This window comes from Brevibacterium marinum (assembly GCF_011927955.1).
GTDB lineage: Bacteria > Actinomycetota > Actinomycetes > Actinomycetales > Brevibacteriaceae > Brevibacterium > Brevibacterium marinum.
The window spans coordinates 127,471-145,825 of record NZ_JAATJN010000001.1 but is presented as its reverse complement, the minus strand read 5'-3'; the positions used below and the strand labels follow the sequence as shown (position 1 = coordinate 145,825).

The 18,355-nt window shown below is 66.7% G+C and carries 17 protein-coding genes and 1 riboswitch; of the genes, 11 read left to right on the top strand and 6 right to left on the bottom strand.

The features are described 5' to 3' along the window. The first annotated feature begins 5 nt into the window (after window positions 1-5). The 8 genes from BKA07_RS00615 (at window position 6) to BKA07_RS00580 (ending at window position 7,846) form a co-directional block, all read left to right on the top strand. Window positions 6-761, top strand: a complete 756-nt coding sequence (locus tag BKA07_RS00615) for an urease accessory protein UreF (RefSeq protein WP_167949174.1) — start codon at window positions 6-8, stop codon at window positions 759-761. Beyond that, the gene (locus tag BKA07_RS00610; RefSeq protein WP_167949173.1) at window positions 739-1,647 is read left to right on the top strand and encodes an urease accessory protein UreD; all 909 of its coding nucleotides are present in this window, start codon (window positions 739-741) and stop codon (window positions 1,645-1,647) included. Before BKA07_RS00615 ends, BKA07_RS00610 begins: the two co-directional genes overlap by 23 nt. Before the next feature lie 147 nt (window positions 1,648-1,794). After that, a complete protein-coding gene (gene ureG, locus BKA07_RS00605; protein WP_167949172.1) occupies window positions 1,795-2,526 on the top strand; it encodes an urease accessory protein UreG in 732 nt (243 codons plus the stop codon). A 74-nt stretch (window positions 2,527-2,600) separates the two neighbouring features. After that, window positions 2,601-4,193 (top strand): ABC transporter substrate-binding protein, encoded by a 1,593-nt coding sequence (locus BKA07_RS00600; RefSeq protein WP_167949171.1) that lies wholly within the window; start codon window positions 2,601-2,603, stop codon window positions 4,191-4,193. Between the two features lie 68 nt (window positions 4,194-4,261). After that, complete coding sequence (locus tag BKA07_RS00595; RefSeq protein ID WP_167949170.1) at window positions 4,262-5,299, top strand: ABC transporter permease subunit; 1,038 nt, start codon at window positions 4,262-4,264, stop codon at window positions 5,297-5,299. After that, entirely contained in the window at window positions 5,296-6,075 is a 780-nt protein-coding gene (locus BKA07_RS00590) for an ABC transporter permease (protein ID WP_167949169.1), read from the top strand. The genes BKA07_RS00595 and BKA07_RS00590 overlap by 4 nt, the downstream gene beginning before the upstream one ends. Next, entirely contained in the window at window positions 6,072-7,172 is a 1,101-nt protein-coding gene (locus tag BKA07_RS19455) for an ATP-binding cassette domain-containing protein (protein WP_167949168.1), read from the top strand. Before BKA07_RS00590 ends, BKA07_RS19455 begins: the two co-directional genes overlap by 4 nt. A 5-nt stretch (window positions 7,173-7,177) precedes the next feature. Further along, window positions 7,178-7,846: an ATP-binding cassette domain-containing protein gene (locus BKA07_RS00580; protein WP_167949167.1), complete on the top strand. Its 669-nt coding sequence runs from the start codon at window positions 7,178-7,180 to the stop codon at window positions 7,844-7,846. Between the two features lie 28 nt (window positions 7,847-7,874). Here the strand turns inward: BKA07_RS00580 and BKA07_RS00575 are convergent, their stop codons facing one another. Next, window positions 7,875-8,369, bottom strand: coding sequence for a hypothetical protein (locus BKA07_RS00575; protein WP_167949166.1), 495 nt, complete (start codon window positions 8,367-8,369; stop codon window positions 7,875-7,877). 103 nt (window positions 8,370-8,472) lie between these two features. On the opposite strand from BKA07_RS00575, the gene BKA07_RS00570 reads away from it, so the two are divergent. After that, window positions 8,473-10,605 (top strand): amidohydrolase, encoded by a 2,133-nt coding sequence (locus BKA07_RS00570; RefSeq protein WP_167949165.1) that lies wholly within the window; start codon window positions 8,473-8,475, stop codon window positions 10,603-10,605. Between the two features lie 247 nt (window positions 10,606-10,852). On the opposite strand, the gene fabG is transcribed toward BKA07_RS00570, so the two are convergent. The 3 genes from fabG to BKA07_RS00555 all read right to left on the bottom strand — a co-directional run bounded on the left by fabG (window position 10,853) and on the right by BKA07_RS00555 (window position 14,305). After that, window positions 10,853-11,668: a 3-oxoacyl-ACP reductase FabG gene (gene fabG / locus BKA07_RS00565; RefSeq protein ID WP_209043820.1), complete on the bottom strand. Its 816-nt coding sequence runs from the start codon at window positions 11,666-11,668 to the stop codon at window positions 10,853-10,855. Between the two features lie 77 nt (window positions 11,669-11,745). Beyond that, on the bottom strand, window positions 11,746-12,909 hold the full coding sequence (locus BKA07_RS00560; protein ID WP_167949164.1) for an acyl-CoA dehydrogenase family protein: 1,164 nt from the start codon (window positions 12,907-12,909) through the stop codon (window positions 11,746-11,748). 163 nt (window positions 12,910-13,072) lie between these two features. Further along, entirely contained in the window at window positions 13,073-14,305 is a 1,233-nt protein-coding gene (locus tag BKA07_RS00555) for a CaiB/BaiF CoA transferase family protein (RefSeq protein WP_167949163.1), read from the bottom strand. A gap of 223 nt (window positions 14,306-14,528) precedes the next feature. Here BKA07_RS00555 and BKA07_RS00550 point away from each other — a divergent pair, with 223 nt between their 5' ends. Further along, window positions 14,529-15,428, top strand: coding sequence for a LysR family transcriptional regulator (locus tag BKA07_RS00550; protein ID WP_209043819.1), 900 nt, complete (start codon window positions 14,529-14,531; stop codon window positions 15,426-15,428). Between the two features lie 173 nt (window positions 15,429-15,601). Here BKA07_RS00550 and BKA07_RS00545 read toward each other — a convergent pair whose 3' ends face one another. Next, window positions 15,602-16,423: a phosphotransferase family protein gene (locus tag BKA07_RS00545; protein WP_245161782.1), complete on the bottom strand. Its 822-nt coding sequence runs from the start codon at window positions 16,421-16,423 to the stop codon at window positions 15,602-15,604. Window positions 16,424-16,433: 10 nt separating this feature from the next. After that, entirely contained in the window at window positions 16,434-17,015 is a 582-nt protein-coding gene (locus tag BKA07_RS00540) for a DUF1990 family protein (protein ID WP_167949162.1), read from the bottom strand. Between the two features lie 119 nt (window positions 17,016-17,134). Between BKA07_RS00540 and BKA07_RS00535 the strand changes: the two genes are divergently transcribed. Continuing rightward, window positions 17,135-17,935 (top strand): SDR family oxidoreductase, encoded by an 801-nt coding sequence (locus BKA07_RS00535; RefSeq protein ID WP_167949161.1) that lies wholly within the window; start codon window positions 17,135-17,137, stop codon window positions 17,933-17,935. Between the two features lie 232 nt (window positions 17,936-18,167). Beyond that, window positions 18,168-18,289: riboswitch (glycine riboswitch) on the top strand. Window positions 18,290-18,355: the final 66 nt, after the last annotated feature.

Genomic DNA, 18,355 nt, shown 5'->3' with positions numbered 1-18,355 from the left:
CAGGGATGGCACGAAGCACCTCACGCGCGACCCTCCTGATGCTCGGCGACGGGCGACTTCCCTCGGGCGGGTACGCCCACTCCGGTGGACTCGAACAGGCCATCCGCCAAGGCTGGGTCAACGACACCGCTGACCTGCACGCCTTCCTCCGCGGGCGCCTGCACACCACCGGGCTGATGAACGCCGCCTTCGCGGTCTCGGCCAGGCACCACCTCGGCGAGGATCCGGCCCTCACCGAGGTGGGTGAGGAGACCACCTCGGTGTGCGGGGAGACCGCCGAGACCTCCGTGGGCGATGCCACCGCCCAGATGCTCGCGACCCTCGACGCCGAACTCTGTGCCCGCACACCCGCACCCGCTCTGCGCACGACGGGGGAGTGGCTGGGGACGCTGATGCTGCGGTCGATGCAGCGGATCCATCCGCATCCGCTGCTGGAGACCCTGCCCAAGGGCCTGCAGCAGCCGCTCGTCTACGGGGCGGTGGGCCGAGCGTTGGGACTCGGTGCTGCGGAGACGGCCGCGGTGGTGCTGCACGAAGCCGTCACCGGACCGGCCACCGCCGCGGTCAAGCTGATGAGCATCGACCCGTTCCAAGCCCATGGGGCGATCCTGTCCCTGGGCTCCGAACTCGATGCCGTTGCCGAGGCGGCCGCCGAATACGAGACGACTGCGGCCATGGACCTGCCGGCACTGAGCTCACCCCTGTCAGACTTCGCCGCCGAGATGCATGTGAAGGACAATGTTCGACTATTCGCATCCTGAGGACAGGACCCTGAAGAGCAAGCGCCCCGGCCCTGCGCCCGCGGGCGACGCCACGGCCAGCGGCCCGAGCAAGATGACGTGCCGGGCCTCCGTGGCAACCGAGCTGATGGAGCCGGGCCGACCGGGAACACGCGTCTCTGGCCTGCGCGCTCAGGCCCCGCTCGTGCCCCGCCCCACCGGCGCCAGCGGCCACGAACCCTTCATCGACCGTGACCCCGACGCCGCCCGCATCGCCCTGACCTCGGGAGCCGCCGGACCGTTGGGCGGGGACCACTACCGCTTCGACGTCGACGTCGGCGACGGTTCGAGCCTGCTCATCCGAGAGGTCTCGGCGACCCTCGTCCTGCCGGGCGTGCACGGGCACCCCTCACTGCTGGAGACACGCGCCCACGTCGGGGAGTCCGCGACCTTGGTGTGGATCCCGGAACCGGTGATCGCGGCGAAGGGCTGCCGCCACACGCACCGCGTCGACATCGACCTCGCCGCAGACGCCCGGCTCTTCTACCGCGAAGAACTCGTCCTCGGTCGTCACGGGGAAGATCCCGGTGACCTCAGCTCCGCCCTCACCGTCCGCCGAGGCGGGGCACCGCTGAGCATCCAACGCTTCGACCTGGGACCGAACAGTCCCGGCTTCAACTCACCCGCCGTGGCCGGACCGGGCCTGGGCGTCGGCTCGATCGTCATCGTCGATCCAGACGGGGGACTGCCGCGAGAGACCGTGGTCATCGACCCGCAGACCTCGATCCTGCCCGTCGGCGACACATGCGTCCAGATCACCGCGGTCGGGTCGGATGCCCTGGCCCTGCGCAAACGACTCGATGCGGCGCTCGCCCACATCGGCGAACCCTGGGGCCGCGAGCAGACCTGGTCGGCGGTGCCCCGATGAAGTGCGGCACGGGCTGGCCTGACGAAGTACGGCCCAGGCCGGATCGGCCCGATGAGGCGCGACCCGGACCAGCAAGCGGCCCGACTGCGACGGCCAGGTCGCCTGAGAATTTCAGCTGACGAATCAACAACGAACAGGAGAGAGACAATGAGCACTGGAAAACGCGCACTGCGCTTGGGCATCGCCGGACCGGTCGGCACCGGCAAGAGCTCCTCGATCGCCAACATCTGCACCGCACTGGCCGAGGACTTCCGCATCGGCGTCATCACCAATGACATCTACACCGACGAGGACGCACGCTTCCTCAAGGCCGCAGGGGTTCTGCCCGACGAACGCATCCGCGCCGTCGAGACCGGAGCCTGCCCGCACACCGCCATCCGCGATGACGTGAGCATGAACCTGCTCGCCGTCGAGGCGCTTGAAGAAGACTTCGACCCTCTCGACATCGTCCTCATCGAATCCGGCGGCGACAACCTCACCGCGACGTTCTCACTGGCACTCGTCGACGCCCAGCTCTTCGTGCTCGACGTCGCCGGCGGCGGCGACGTCGCACGCAAGGGCGGGCCGGGAATCGGTCGCGCCGACCTGCTGGTCATCAACAAGATCGACCTCGGCCAGTATGTCGATGTCGACGTCGACCTCATGCTCGAGGACGCGAAGACCGCCCGCGAGGGCGGCCCCGTGTTGGGCGTCTCCCGCAAGGTTCCCGAAACCGTCGATGCCCTGGCCGACTGGGTCCGCGAGGTCCACGCCCGCTTCGTCAAGGGCGACCACACACCGGTCGACCCGGGTCCGATGGCGCCGCACTTCCACGCCGATGAGGACGGCGAAGGCTACATGCACACCCACGCCGAAGGCGAAGAAGCCCACCAGCACTGACAAGACACCACACTGACAAGGTCCCGCACTGATAGAAGGAGAACGACCGACCACCCACGGTTCGGCCCGACCATATGAAACGAACGCACACCTCGGCGCTGGTGGCCTCACTGGGAGCCCTCGCACTCGTGCTCACTGCGTGCGAGGCTCCCAGCGGGGGCGATTCGCAGCTGGTCATCGGCACCGAGAACATCGGCGGATACAACCCCGTCAACGGGTACTCGGTCGACGGCAACTCCCCGTTCTACGACGGACTGCTGCGCCTGCAGGAGGACTCGGGAGAAGGGGAGATGCCGGACCTGACTCCGGCCCTGGCCGCCACGGAACCGGAAGCGAACGAGGACTCGACGACATGGACGGTGAAACTGCGTGAGGGCGTGAGCTTCTCCGACGACTCCGCCTTCGACTCCACGGACGTCGCGGCCACCTACCGGGCCATCGTCGACCCCGACTCCGCCTCGGAGGTCGTCGACGCGTTCCGGATGATCGAGGACATCGACACCCCGGACGAGTCCACGGTCGTCTTCCACCTCGCCGAGCCGACACCCACCTTCGCGTCACGTCTGACCCTGGGGATCCTGCCCAGCGAAGCCATCGAGGAGGGTACGCCGGCCGCGGACTGGAAGGTCAACAGCGAACCGGTCGGCACCGGGGCCTACCGGCTGAAGTCGTTGACCTCCGACACCGCTGTGATGGAGGCCCGCGACGACTACTGGCGAACGACCCCGGAGCTGAAGTCGGTGACGGTCCAGGCTTATTCGGACTCCTCGGCACTCGCGGCAGCGGTCTCCGACGGCAAGGTCTCCGGGGCCGCCGTGCCACCGCGCTCGGTCGACAAGATCACGGGCGACGACCACGAGGTCGTGACCGCGAGAACCGCGGACTGGCGGGGACTGACACTGCCCTCGGACAACCCATTCACCGCCTCGGCGACGGTGCGCAAGGCCCTGAACCTCGCCGTCGACCGGGAGAAGATCGTCGACGAGGTCCTCGCCGGGCACGGCACACCGGCCTCGACCCCGGTCGGCGACTTCTACGGTGACGCCTACGAACCCTCCGCGAACTTCGAGCGCGATGTCGAGGCGGCAGAGACCATGCTCGACGAGGCCGGCTGGGAGAAGGAATCGGACGGGATCAGGAGCAAGGACGGCCAGCGGGCCGAGATCCCATTCACCTATCCGGCCGGTGACTCCGTGCGCGGGGACATCGCCGCCGAGGTCGCGGCCCAGCTCAAGCCCCTGGGCATCGGCGTCGAGGTCGAAGCCGGCGAATGGGACCAGATCGAGAAGTCGATGACCGGGCAGGCCATCGTCTACGCCGGCGGGGAACAGCCCTACAACATCGACCACCAGATCAGGGCCTCCCTGCACACGCACACGAAGACCTCCGGAGTCTTCGACAACCCTGCCGATGTGGAGGTCCCCGGAGCCGATGAGCTCCTCGACCACGCCGCCCAGGAGACCGACGAGGCGAAGGCCGCCGCCGACTACCGCAAGGTCCAGGATCTCTATATGGACGATCCCAGCTACCTCATCGTCGCCTTCCTCGAACACACCTACGTCGCCGACACCGAAGGGTGGGATGTTCCGGACACGACGTTCGAACCCCACGTCCACGGCTCAGACTGGGGCCCGTGGTGGAACCTCGCGGACTGGACGAAGAGCTGATGAGCGTCACCGCCGGATGACTCGGACTCACGCATTGACCAGGACGCAGGTATGAGAGCCGTCCCGATATGAGAGGCGTCCTGACCAGGGCCGCAATCGTCATCGGCGGAATCTGCGCCGCGGTGCTGGCCGCCGGGATCGGGGTGTTCGCCCTGGCGGCGGCCTCACCGGCGAACCCGCTGGCGCACACGATCAGCAGTTGGGAATTCGCCTCCGCACAGGCTCGGGCCGATCTCGAGGCCGCCTACCAATCCGGTGGGTGGCTCTCGGCCTGGTGGCAGTGGCTGATGACAGCGGTGACGTCCGGGGACCTGGGCTATTCGCGGATCCTCCACGCTCCCGTCGCGGAGCTCGTGGCCTCCCGCGGGCTCAACACCATCGCAGCCAGCGTCACCGCCGTGGCCATCACCGCGATCGTGGTCGGGGCGGTCGCGATCGCCCTCGCCCGCTTCCCGAGCCTGGCGCAGAGTTCGAGCGCCTCGGGCGTCCTCGGCGCCTGGTTGGCCATCCCCTCGTTCCTCCTCGCGCTCATCATCGTCGTCGCCTGGGGCACCCAGCTGCCCAACCCGGCCACCAGCGCTCCGATCACGCTCATCCCCGGAGTGGCGATCACCATCGCGTTCGCCTGGGCCGCCCCGCTCATCGCCGCGGCCCGGTCGGCCGCCGCCGAGGTGTGGTCGACTCCGTGGGCCCGTGCCCTCATCGGCCGGGGATTCGACAACGGCGCCCGGATCCGCACCGTCCTGCCCACCGTGCTCGGGGCCGTGGCCAGTCCGGCCCTGGTCTACCTGCCCACCATCGTCGTGGGCGAAGCCGCCGTCGAGGCGGTGCTGGCCTACCCGGGGCTGGGCAATGCACTCGTCCAAGCGGCCGCCGGAGCCGACCTGCCGCTGCTGGCCACGGTCACCTCGATCGCGGCGGGTGTGACGACGGGACTCGTGCTGATCGTTCGCACCACGTCCGCAGGCCCGCGCCTCGGCGGCGAACTGTCGACCCTCACGGAGGCTCGGCTCGGTTTTGACGGTGCCCGCCGAGACGGGGGCGACGGTGCCCGCCGAGGTGGGGGTGCGGATTATGCCCGCCGAGGTGGGGGTGGTCGGTCATGAGATCCAGACTTCCCTTCGTCGTCCTGGCACTGGTTCTGGTGCTGCTGATCATCGGGCGCTTCGTGCCCGAGCCGAGCACCGACTTCGCGGACTCACTGCTTCCACCCGGTGACGGCGGAGTGGCCGGGACCGATCATTACGGTCGCAGCGTCGTCCTCACCGTGTGGACAGCGGCCGGGGGTTCGGCCCTGGCGGCACTGATCACCGCCTCGGCGACCACTCTCATCGGTGCCGCGGTCGGGCTCGTCTCCACGTTGTCGCGAACACTGTCGACAATCTCGACGGCCCTGCTCATCGCCACCGTGACCGTGCCGTCCATGCTGCTGACGTTCATCGTCGTCGGCATCCTCGGCGGCGGCCGTGAGGCGATCATGGTGACGGTGGCGCTCACGCACTGGCCGATCGCGGCCCAGCTCATCGGACCGAAGATCAGCGAGGAATGGAACTCCGGATGGGTGCGCTTCGACCGCCGCCTCGGCGCCACCCGCCGCCAGATTCTGAGCTGGCACCTGCTCCCGGCCGTCTGGGGTCGGGTGGCCGCTGCCATGGCGATCACCTTCCCCTCGGCGGTCGTGCACGAAGCCACGACGTCTTTTCTGGGCATCGGGGTCGATCCGGGCGCGGTCTCTCTGGGACCGCTCATCGCCTGGGGCCGCAACGACATGACTGTGGGAGCATGGTGGACGCTGCTGGTTCCGACGTTGGCGCTCATGCTGCTGCTTCTGCCGTCGACGATCATGTCCCGCCGATTGGGAGAGAGGCCGCGATCACTGTGAACACCATCGCCGTGTCCCGCTGCTGTCTGCAGCTGCCTGCCGGCGACCGCATCCTCTCCGACCTGTCCGTGGAGTTGCCGATGGGGCGGATCACCTGGCTGGTCGGAGAGTCCGGGGCCGGCAAATCCACGCTGTGCAACCTGTTGGCGGGACTCACGCCTGCCCGGGCACAGGTCACCGGGCACCTCGATATGGGCGGGGGCTCGGGCGAGCCGGGCACCCGGGGCAGGGCCGAGGAGTGCGGCACTCTGGGCAGGGCCGACGACTGCGGTACTCGGGGCCGGGCCGACGACTGCGGTACTCGGGGCCGGGCCGACGACTGCGGCACGGCAGGTTCGGTCGACCTGGGCACTCGTCGGGGACGGAAGCTGTTGGCGGGGATGCGTCGCCGCGGTGAACTGGCCTGGGCGCCGCAGAACGCCATGGACACGTTCCCACCGCGCCTGCGTCTGCGCGAGTGGTTCCATCGCGCGGGCATCGAGAGCCCGGATCTGGTCCCCTTCGGTCTGGAGAACACGATGCTGGAACGTCACCCGCATGAGCTCTCCGGCGGGCAGATCTCCCGTGTGTCCCTGGCTGCAGCCCTGGCACACTCGCCGAGGCTGCTCGTCTGTGACGAGCCCACCGCCGGCCTCGATCCCGGGCAGGCCGATTCGATGGTCACCGTCCTCGACGACTGTGTTCGCGGGGGTGGAGCGGCCGTGCTCGCGGTCACCCATGACCTGTCGAGCATGGCCAGGAACGCCCGCCCCGATGATCAGGTCGCCGTCATCTTCAACGGACACATCGTCGACGCCTGCTCGGTCGAGGTCTTCCTCAGCACACGTGCCGACAACGCCTACAGCCGGGCTCTGGCCGCGGCCGCCCCGGTCACGGGAGCGCACCCGCTGCCGTTGGCGCCCGACCACCTCGGCGGTCGGGGATACCGTGAGGGCGACGAACTGCGCAGACTGCACGAGTTCGAGCAGCTTCCCGACGATCTTACCGGGGCCTGCCCTGGAGACCGTTCCGGAACTTTTCCACACGTGGACAGGACGGTGGTGCGCGAGACGATCGAGTGTGACCGGGTCGAATGGACATCGGGCGATGCGGGGTGACGACGATGGAGCTGAATGAGCTTGAGATCGACTACGGGGCCACACTGATCGGACCGGTCAGCGCCGAGCTCCCCGCCGGTGGCGTCACCGTTCTGCGGGGTGGTTCGGGCAGCGGCAAAACCAGTCTGTGCCTGGCGATGACGGGGTTCCTCACGCCCACCGGCGGGGGCATCAGCGGCGATGAGGGTGTGCTGGTTCCGCAGAACCCGCGCGAATGGCTCAATCCCAGGCACACCGTCGACGAGGTGATCGACCGGACCGCCCGCATCCTCGGCCACAGCTTGGGAGCCGACGAGCGCGCGGGCGTACTGGCTCGCGCGTTGCTCGGACCCGAACTGCTCCAGCACCGATGCGGTGAGCTCTCCGGAGGTCAGGCGGCCAGAGTCTGCCTGGCCAGGGCCCTGGCCAGCGGAATCGACACGATCGTCTGCGACGAACCGACGGCTGCCCTCGACGCGTCGAACGCCGCGAGGTTCGCTCGACTCATCCGCACTCTCGCCGAGGCGGGACACACGATCGTCTGGGCCACCCACGACCTGCCCCTGGTGATGGCGACTAACGCAGACTGCGGATTCGTGTCCCTGGACCACCGGCAGTCCGAGCTTCGGCAGCCCGATCACCGGCAGCCCGATCACCGTTGGCCCGATCACCGGCCGCCCGAGCTCTGGCAGTGAGCTCACCGGCAGTGAGCTCGGCTCCGGGTCAGCTGCTGACGGCGTCCTTGACGGCGGGGCGGACCGTCACCCAGCGACGCACCGCGACGATGAGCAATGCGATGAGGCCGAGGATGAGCAGACCATCGGCGGCAATGTAGAACAGGTGCAGGCTCGACCCGCCGTCGTCGGTCCCCGCGAGCACAGCGTCGGTGCGGTGGTTGAGCAGGGGCCGGATGACGACGACCTTGATGATGAGCACGCCGATGACGCCGCAGGCCAAAGACTGGTAGAGCTTGCCGACGGCGTCTTTGAGCACCGACCACAGCAGGGCGACGGCAATGGCGATCTCGACCCAGTTCATGACGGTGAAGACCAGACGGCCGATGCCCAGCCCCAGTGGGATCGTGATGCCCGGTGCCGTGAACTTCAGCGGCGCCTCGATCAGCGAGATGCCGATGATGAGGCCGAGCCAGATGGCAGGAAGAACGATGCGGGCACCGGCGGAGAGCCGGGTGTCCTGAGAGCTGAGAACATTGGCCATGCCTCGAATTCTACTCCGGGTAGAAGGCATGTCCGGTCAGTGTCGGGAAACCTGCCTCCTCTCCAGCCCGGTGCATGTGTCCGTGAGCCTTAGACTGGTGCTCATGCGTCTGTTCTCCAACGCCGTCGTGCGAACTTTTGCTCCTTCCTCCTCGGGATCCGATGCCGCCACAGTAACTGCTGCCACTGACACGAGCGCGACGACTGTCCCCGACGCGATTCTCGTCGACGGGGAGACCATCGTGGCCGTCGGCACCAGAGCGGAACTGCTCGACATCGCAGCCTCGGAGTCCTCGACGACGGCAGCGCTCGCCTCGGCGGGCGGGCTCGGAGCCACCACGGTGATTCCCAGCCTCGAGATCGAGGAGGTCGACTGCGACGGCAAGGTCATCCTGCCGGGCCTCGTCGACGCGCACATGCACTCGGTCCATTACGCCGACTCCCTGACCGATCTCGATCTCTCGACCGTCCGATCCCTCGCCGAGGCGGTCGAAGCCATCCGTGAACGCGCTGGCCAGATGCCGTTCGGGGCCTGGGTGGTCGGCTCTGGCTGGGACCTCAACAAATGGGACGAGCCCCGTTTCCCCGATCGAGAACTGCTCGATCAGGCGGTGCCCGATCACCCTGTGGCGATGTGGTCGGTCGATCTCCACACGCTCTGGACGAACGCCCACGGTCTCGAGATCGCCGGCATCGACGATGTCACCGCCGACCCGTTCGGCGGAGAGTTCGTCCGCGACGACGAGGGGGAGCTGACGGGACTCGTCAGAGAGGACGCCACCGACCTGGTGGCCAGGTACATTCCCGAACCCAGTCGTGAGGAACAGGTCGAGCGACTCGACCGCACGCAGAAGCTGTTCCTCTCCCAGGGGCTGACCGGCATCCACGACTTCGACGGGATCGCCTCGACGCTGGGCTGGTCCGATCTGCGGGAAGCCGATCGGCAGTACATCCGAGTCTCGCAGTACCTGCGCGGGCCGGAGGTGCCGTGGGCGATCGAGACAGGGTGGCACACCGGCGACGGCGACGATTGGCTGAGCCGAGGTGGGCTGAAGCTGTTTTCGGACGGAGCTCTGGGCTCGCACACCTGTCACATGTCCTCACCGTTTCCCGAGCCGAGCGCTCACGACAGCGCTGTGCCCGAAGGAGCGGCTCACGAGGGGGCGGCTCGCGCGGGGACACCACTCGAGGGAGCGACTCACGTTGGGGCGGCGCACGAAGGGACGACTCACGAGGGGACGGGCGACTCTCGAGGGACACCAGCTGAGGAGGGCAACACCGAACAGGAGTCCTACACCTACCCGGGGAACGTACCCGAGGGGGTGCTGAGCAGCGAGCCGGTGGATGCGAACTACGGGATCGCTCAGATGTCCGAAGACGATCTGTTCGAGAATGCGCGGCTCGCCACCGAGGCGGGGATCTCGGTCGCGATCCACGCCATCGGCGACCAGGCCAATCACCACGTGCTCAATGTCTTCGAGCGCTTGCACCAGACAACGAAGGAGGCCGAGGAACGTTTCGAACGTCCGCTGCGTCACCGGGTCGAACACGCTCAGTTCATCCAGCCCGGCGACGTCGACCGATTCGCCGAGCTCGATGTCATCGCCTCGATGCAGCCCCATCACTGCATCTCCGATCTGCACTTGCTCCACCTCATCGACGAATCCGCCCAGCTGGCCGCCTATGCGTGGCCGGACTTGTTGGCTGTCGGGGCGCAAGTGGCGTTCGGCTCCGATGGTCCGGTCGAATCCGCGAACCCTTTCGCTGCTGTCTATGCGGCGATGACCAGGGCCGACATCTCCGGGGATGCGAGTACAAGCTTCCAGCCCCGACGTCGGTTGTCGGCGGCCGAGGCGATTCGGCAGCACACCCAGGGTCCGGCTTACGCCGCCGGGCTCGAAGATCGGCGCGGGTATCTGGCACCTGGCATGGACGCTGACTTCATCGTCGTCGACACCGACCCGTGTGCTGCAGAGGGGTTGAACGACTCCGCACGTGTGAGGAATGAGGCCGAAGGTGAGCCCGGCGGTGCCGAAGGTGAGCCCGGCGGTGCCGAAGGGGGTGTCGGCGGTGTCGAAGGCGGGGTCGGCGGTGTCGGCAGCAATGCGGCCGTGCTCGATCACGATGGTCTGCTCGGCTATGAATCGGAGGAAGCACTCTTCGCCCACGCGCAGGCGATCCGCGACACCACGGTCGCACTGACCGTCGTCGGCGGTCAGGTGAAGTACCGGGCGTGACGCGGAACTCGTAGTCGGCGGAGGCCCACCCAGCCTCCGGCTCGGGGAGAAGACGATTTGGAGGGAACAGAGTGTTGGTTTCTGCGGTGAAAACCAACACTCTGTTCCCTCCAAATCAGGGCCCGCTCCAAATCAGGGCCCGCTCCAAATCAGGGCCCGCTCCAAATCAGGGCCCGCTCCAAGCCAGGGCCTGCTCCAAGCCAGGGTCCGCGGGCTTGGCCGGGACGGGCCGGGAGCGAAGGAATTCTCAGATGTGGCGTCCGCCGGATATTTCGGTGACGGTGCCGGTGAGGTAGCTGGAGAGGCCGGAGGCCAGGAACAGCACCACCGAGGCTACTTCTTCTGGTTCGCCGGGACGCGCCAGGGGGATCTCGGCGAGCTTCGAGTCGATGGCGTGCTGGGGCATGGCCGCGGTCATCGCGGTGTTGATGAAGCCGGGCTGGATCGCGTTGATGCGGATGCCCTTGAACGCCACTTCCTTGGCCACAGCCTTCGTCATGCCGACGATGCCGGCCTTCGCGGCGGAGTAGTTCGACTGGCCGAGCATGCCGACCTTGCCGCTGATGGACGAGACGTTGACGATCGCGCCCCCGCGGCCCTGCTCGCGCATGACCCCGGTGGCGACCTTGAGCCCGTTCCAGGTTCCGCGCAGGTGGACGGAGATGACGTCGTCGAACTCCTTCTCGCTCATCTTCCGGATCGTCGCGTCGCGGGTGATGCCGGCGTTGTTGACCCAGATGTCGACGCCGCCGAAGGTCTGCGTTGCCGCCTCGGCGAGTTTCTCGGTGTTCTCCAGCGAGGCCACGTTGCACACGACCCCGGCCGCAGAATCGGACCCGCCGAGCTCCTCGACGGCCTGCTGCAGGCTCTCTTCATTCATGTCGCCGAGGACGACCTTGGCCCCCGAGTTGACGAGGCTCCGGGCCATGGACAGGCCGAGTCCCTGGGCGCCGCCGGTGACGATGGCGACCTTGTCGGCCAGCAGGCCGGGGATCTCGGAGATGCCCTGAGCGTTGGAAATCTGGGTGTTGGAGACATCGGTGGTGGCAGGTGTGTCAGTCATGGGTTCTTCTTCCTTGCAATCGGGTAGTTATGTGTTCTGGCGATGCGCCGTTCGCGGGTCGGCGGGCGGTGGGCCGTTTACAGGTTGAACTGCGATTTGTGGGCACCCTTGAGCAGCTGCCGGGCGACGACGACGCGCTGGACCTCCGAGGTGCCTTCGTAGATGCGGAACAGGCGAGCGTGACGGTAGAAGCGTTCGACCGCGGACTCACGCATATAGCCGGTTCCGCCCTGGATCTGCACACCCTTGTCGGCGATGCGGCCCAGAGCCTCGGAGGCGAAGAGCTTCGCGGAACTCGGGCCGAGCTTCCGGTCCTCGTCGGCATCCCAGCGCTTCGCGGCCGCGAGGACGAGGGCCTTGGCGGCGGCAACCTCGGTGTAGATGTCGGCGAGCATGGCCTGGACCAGCTGGAACCGGGCGATGGGCTCTCCACCCTGTTTCGCCTCGGCGGCATAGTTCACGGACTCATCGAGGATGCGGGTGGCCTGGCCCACGCAGATTGCGGCGATGTGCAGGCGACCCTTGTTCAGCGAGGCCATCGCGGCGTAGAAGCCCTTCTCCTCCTCACCGCCGATGAGATTGGCGGAGGGCACTCGGACCTCGTCGAAGAAGATCTCCGAGGTCCAGGCGCCGGCCTGCCCCATCTTGTTGTCATGGCTGCCGACGGTGACGCCTTCGGCCGTGGTCGGGACGAGGAAGACGGAGATGCCCTTCGAGCCCTGCGCGTTCGGGTCGGTGCGGGCGAAGACCATGAGCACATCGGAGGTCTCGGCATTGGTGATGAAGCGTTTGCTGCCGGTGATGACGTAGTCATCGCCGTCGCGCACGGCGCGGGTGCGCATGCCCGAGGGATCGGAACCGGCCTCGGATTCGGTCAGCGCGAAGGAGGCCACGATATCGCCGGAGCTCAGCTTCGGCAGCCACTGACTCTTCTGCTCATCGGTGCCGTAATTGACGAGGACCTGCCCGGCGATGCCGTTGTTCGTGCCGAAGACCGACCGGAACGCCGGTGTCGTGTAGCCGAGCTCCATAGCCAGCTGGGCGTCCTGCTCGGCATTCATGCCCAGTCCGCCGTACTCCTCGGGCAGTGCCCAGCCGAAGAGTCCCATATCGGCGGATTCCTTGATGATCGAGTCCGGGATCGCGTCATCGGCCTCGATGTCGAGCTCGATGGGCACGACCTTCTCGCGGACGAATTCACGGACAGTTGAGAGGACATCGTCGAGTTCCGAAGTATCCATTCTTCGTTCTCCTTATGAGTTGAAGTGGTGTAGTCAGGTTGGTGTGGTCGCCGAGGCGGTGGCGGGTTCCCTCGCCGAGGTGGCCTGATTTCGCCGAGATGGCCTGATCCCGCCGAGATGGCCTGATTTCGCCGAAGTGGCCGTTCGCGTTCGTCGTTTTCGGTCAGAGGCCGTCGATCCAGACGCGGACCCGGTCGGAGTCGGCGCCGAGTTCCGGTGGCGCAAGATCGTAGGAGACCTCGGACTTCGCCAGTCGGATCGGATTGCGGATCGTGGGAATGACGCGCTCGCCTTGGCCGGTTTCGACGATCGGGTCGAGCCCGAGGTCCCGGGCGCGTTCGACTCCCTGCGAGATCGAGTTGATCGGCGCGCAGGGCAGGCCGACGGCTGTGAGCTTCTCGAACCATTCCTGCGCAGTGTGGTGCGCCAGGGCTTCGAGGAGTTCGGGTTCGAGCTCATCGCGATGAGCATTGCGGGTCTTGGCCTTGGCGAAGCGTTCGTCCTCGGCCCAGTCAGGTCGTCCCAGGGCCTTCGCGAGCGCGGCGAACTGTCCGTCATTGGCGGCAGCGACGATGATCTCACCGTCCTTCGTCGCCATCGGCTGGTAGGGGTAGAGGCTGGGGTGGGCGTTGCCCATGCGCGTCGGCGTCACTCCTGCGGCGGCATAGGCTCCGGACTGGTTCGCCAGTCCCGACATCGCCGAAGACATGAGGTTCGTCTCGACCAGCTGCCCCTCGCCGGTGCGGGTCTTGTGCTGGATGGCGGCCATGATGCCGATCGTCGTGTGCAGTCCGGTGATGACATCGAACACCGCGACGCCCGCACGGTAGGGGGAACCATCGGGGCTACCGGTGACGGACATGAAGCCGGACATCGCCTGCACCAGCAGGTCGTAGCCGGGCAGTCCGTTGTGGGCACCGAAGCCGGTGACCGAGGCGAAGATGACCTCCGGGTTGGTCTCCGTGACCGAGTCGTAGTCGAGACCGAACTTCTTCAGGCCGCCGGGCTTGAAGTTCTCGACGATGATATCGGCGCGAGCGGCCAGCTTCTTCGCGACCTCGAGGTCATCGGCGTCGGTGAAGTCGAGGACGATGTCGTACTTGTTGCGGTTGATCGACAGATAGTAGGTGGCGTCCTCATCGCGGACCGGTGGGCTCCAGTGCCGTGTGTCATCTCCGTTGGGGCCCTCGACCTTGATGACGGTGGCGCCGAGGTCGGCGAGCATCATCGTGGAATAGGGGCCGGCGAGGACGCGGGAGAAGTCGACGACGACCTGGCCCGTCAGCGGACCGTTTCCTTCACGGGGGAGGTGGTCGGCCACGGGGTCCGGCCGATCGTTCGATGCGTGTCCGTCGTGATCTGTTGGCGTCTGCGTCGCGGCGGTCTCGCCATTCATCGATGAAAGCTCCCGTTGATCGTGGTCCGGCGACGTCCATTGCTCTGGACAGAAACGTGATGATCGCCGAGGTGGTTCCGAAGTCCGTTCGAGTGTTTCACCCCACAATATAGCAACATGGGTAATAATAGGAAGTGATTGTTATCTGCAGCGATATTTAAAGAGGTGGGCGGGCCGGCTGACATCCAGGCTTGCCGGCGCAGGAAGGAAACATGAAGGAAGCATGATGGAGATCCAGCAGGTGCGGGCCTTTCTCGTCGTTGCCGAGGAGCTGCACTTCGGTCGCGCCGCCCAGCGCCTGGGCGTGTTTCAGCCGCCGCTGAGCAGGACGATCAGGGCGCTCGAGGACGACCTCGGCGTCTCCCTTTTCCAACGCACCACCCGCAACGTGCGCCTCTCGCCGGCAGGTGAGGCGCTGGTCGAACCGGCACAGAAGATGCTGGAATATCAGGGGCTTGCGGTCGACTCCGTGCAGCGGGCCGCGACGGGGGAGACCGGGCGCATCGGCTTCGGATTCGCCAGATCCTCGTCACGGACCTTGGCCGCCAGGTTGATCGCAGCCTCGAGACGTCAGAGTCCGGGGATCGTCTTCAGCCTCGAATCCGATGTCTTCGCCGAGGAAGGACTGGACCGCCTCGTCGACGGCACACTGGACCTCGCGCTGGTCAGGTGGGACACGCGACCGCCGGGAATCATGGGCAGACCGGTGATGATCGAACGCCTCTGCGCTGCTCTCCCTGCGGGCCACCGTCTGGCTGGGCACTCTTCCATCCGAGTCGAGGAGCTGGCAGATGAGGACTTCATCACGCTGCCGGCACACCCCAACTCCACCCTGCGCGAGAGCACCATGAAGCTGTGCCGCGATGCTGGATTCACTCCTCGCCGGGTGCAGGTCGCTCCGGACACACAGACGATCGGCGCCCTGGTCGCCGCGGGTCTTGGGGTCTCGATCACCTTCGACTCGGTATCGGCGAACACGCGCGAGCTCGGCACGGCTGCCGTGCCCCTCGACATCCCGCAGGACCCCTCGACGCTGTACCTGGCGCACCTGAGCGACCACGGCAAGCCCTCCTTGGAAGCGGTGCTGGCCCTCGCCGAGGAGGTCCTGCCGACCGTGGAGTGAGCAGAAGACGCAAGGTCGCGACGAACGCGGGCTCACTCGCAGGCGCGAGGACGGATTCGCAGGTGACAGAATGTCGGTCTGAGCGCCATTTTTCGACAGTCTCCTACCTCGAAAATGGTTCACCTCACGAAATGATCTCCCACACCGCGTCCTCGCTGATTCTCCGCTGCCGCTTACAACGTCGCGTTCCACGAATCGAGTCGCTCGCGCAGCAGCTGGGCAGTCATATCGGTTCGCCCGATCCCGACATAGTTGGGCAGCCAGGTTTCGACGCGATCATGGGCGCGAGCCGCGGCTTGAACATCCCAGGCGTCGATGTCGTCGATCGAGTCGCCCCACAGCCGTTCGTACTCCTCGATGAACAGGCGGGCAGCCTCGGGAGAGCCGAGGAGTACGAGGTCCTGCCGACACCACGCCACATCGACGCCGCGCGGACCCGAGCGCGCACCCGACCAGTCGACGACACCGGTCAGCCGACCGCCCTCCCACAGGGCGTTCCCGCACCAGAAGTCCGAGTGGATGAGCACAGGATCGCGCATGTCCAGGCTCGCCCATTCCCGCCGAGCACGGGCGGCAAGGGCCGACTCCCCACCAGGTGGCTCACCAGGAGTTGGTCTCAGTCCGTGCCCGCCGAGGTCGTGGATCCTCACCAGCGCAGCCGCCATCTCGGCAGCGATCACCATCGGCGACAGATCAGGACCAGGGGCAGACCCAAAGACACGCGAGGTGACGATGACAGGATCGGCCAGATCATCATTGGCCGCGACCAGATGAGGGGCCCATGCACCCAACGTCGATAACCGGCCGAGTACCTCGGCTTCCCTGATCGCAGCATCGTGGTGGGCGGGGAAGGCTCGGACGACGAACTCCGAATCACCGTCGGTGGCCAAGAGAGTGATGGCATGCTGGCCGCCGGTGAAGACGTCGACAAGACTGAGCTCCCGTCCCACCAGGTCAGAGGCGGTGCGAAGTGCCCGAGCCTGCACGTCTGTCATGCCCGCAAGCCTACAGACGGCGATCCGAGCGCCCGAACACCGGACTGCCCTGCTGCTGAACCGGACTGCCCTGCTGCCGAAGCATCTGCTTGAGCCCATTGGCGTAACGTCTGGCCATCATCTTCTGCGCCGCCACCGACATCGGCGCGACGGCCTGCAGCAACGGGTGCCCCGGAACAGATTGGGAAGTGATGGAGACGCCCAGGCGATCGTTCGTTCCGACGAACACGCGGAAGGACTGTTCGCCGGATTCCAGGTGCTCTGGCAAAGTGCGATAGACGAATCCGGCAGTGCGCTCAGCGCCGAATTCTTCGAGGGCAGCCCGCTCCGCCTCGGTCCCCGCCGTATCGATGACGTCAACGACCTCGCAGGACCCGATCGGGAGCGCGAGGTCACGACCGCGCAAGCGCACCGCAGGCCGCGGCCAGACCGGATTGAGCCAGAGGCCGACGATCTGACCGACCCGCACACGCCGCACCGGCCGCGCGATGACTCCGGCAGATTCCTGCAGCTTCCAAGTCAGAATCGCCTCACGCGCCGCCGGAAACAGGTCCACAGGACCGAGGTCGAGGGTGTGCTCCAGCTGGTTCATTCCAAACTCCTCGTGCCTCCGGGCAACTTCTCCTTGTGATCGTCGCCTGCTCCTGCCTACGATACGAACACACTACTGAGCGAACGCTCGGTTTCTTCGACGGACGACGGAGTTCCCCCATGACAGAACAAGCCAGCACGGATACTCAGCCCCGCCTCGGCGCGCGATTCGCCGGTCAGGTCGCACTCATCACAGGTGCCAGCCGCGGCATCGGACTCGGCATCGCCCACCGGCTGCAGGCCGAGGGCGCCACCGTCGTCCTCACCGCCCGCAAACCCGAGGCCCTCGCCGAGGCGGTCGCCCAGTTCCCCGAAGGCACTGCATTGGGCATCGCGGGAAAGTCCGACAATCCGGACCACCGCGCAGAGGTCTATGACGCGATCGCGGAGAAGTTCGGTCGCCTCGACGTGCTGGTGACCAACGTCGGCATCAACCCGGTCTACGGCCCGCTCATCGACCTCGACCTCGATGCCGCCCGCAAGATCCTCGACGTCAACGTCATCGGCACGCTCGCCTGGGTGCAGGAGGCCGTCCATCACGAGAAGCTGGGCTTCCGCGAGAACAAGGGGCGAATCGTGTCCATCTCCTCGGTGGCCGGTCAGGTGCCCAGCCCCGGCATCTCCTTCTACGGCATCTCGAAGGCGGCGGTCTCCCACCTGACCAAATCGCTGGCCGTCGAGCTCGGCCCGGACATCCGCGTCAATGCAGTGGCCCCGGCCGTGGTGAAGACGAACTTCGCCACCGCGCTCTACGAGGGCAAGGAGGAGGAAGTCGCCTCGGCGTACCCGGCCAGGCGCCTCGGAACTCCCGAGGACATCGCCGGCGCAGTCGCCTACTTCGCCTCGTCCGACGCCGACTGGATCACCGCGCAGGTGCTCACCGCCGACGGAGGAGTCATCACCGCGGGCGGAAACGCCTGAGCTGCTGACTGGGGCGCCGCCAATCAAAGATTTCGCGGGAGGAGAATGTCGAATTTCGCCGCTGAAACCGACATTCTTCTGCCTCGAAATTCTGATTCGGGAGGGAGCGAGCCACCACCTTGCCGTTTGTCCACCGTGAGCGGTGCCACTAGACTCGGGGCCGTGAGTGCTCAGCCTCCAATGGCCGGGCACGCAGACAAACGAATAGCCACATAAGTTCATATTGCCGTTAAGACATGACGTGGGAGAGCTGCTCAGCTGCCGCAGCTATCAGTTGCAGCAAGCGCACTGTGCAGCGCCGTAGGTGCAATTCCCTCCCCGGGAAACTCTCAGGCCCAGTACCACCGATTGCAGGCATATCTGAAGGACGCGCTGCGTCCGACAGATCGGGGAGGACCATCACTGTTCAGTGCGTCCTCC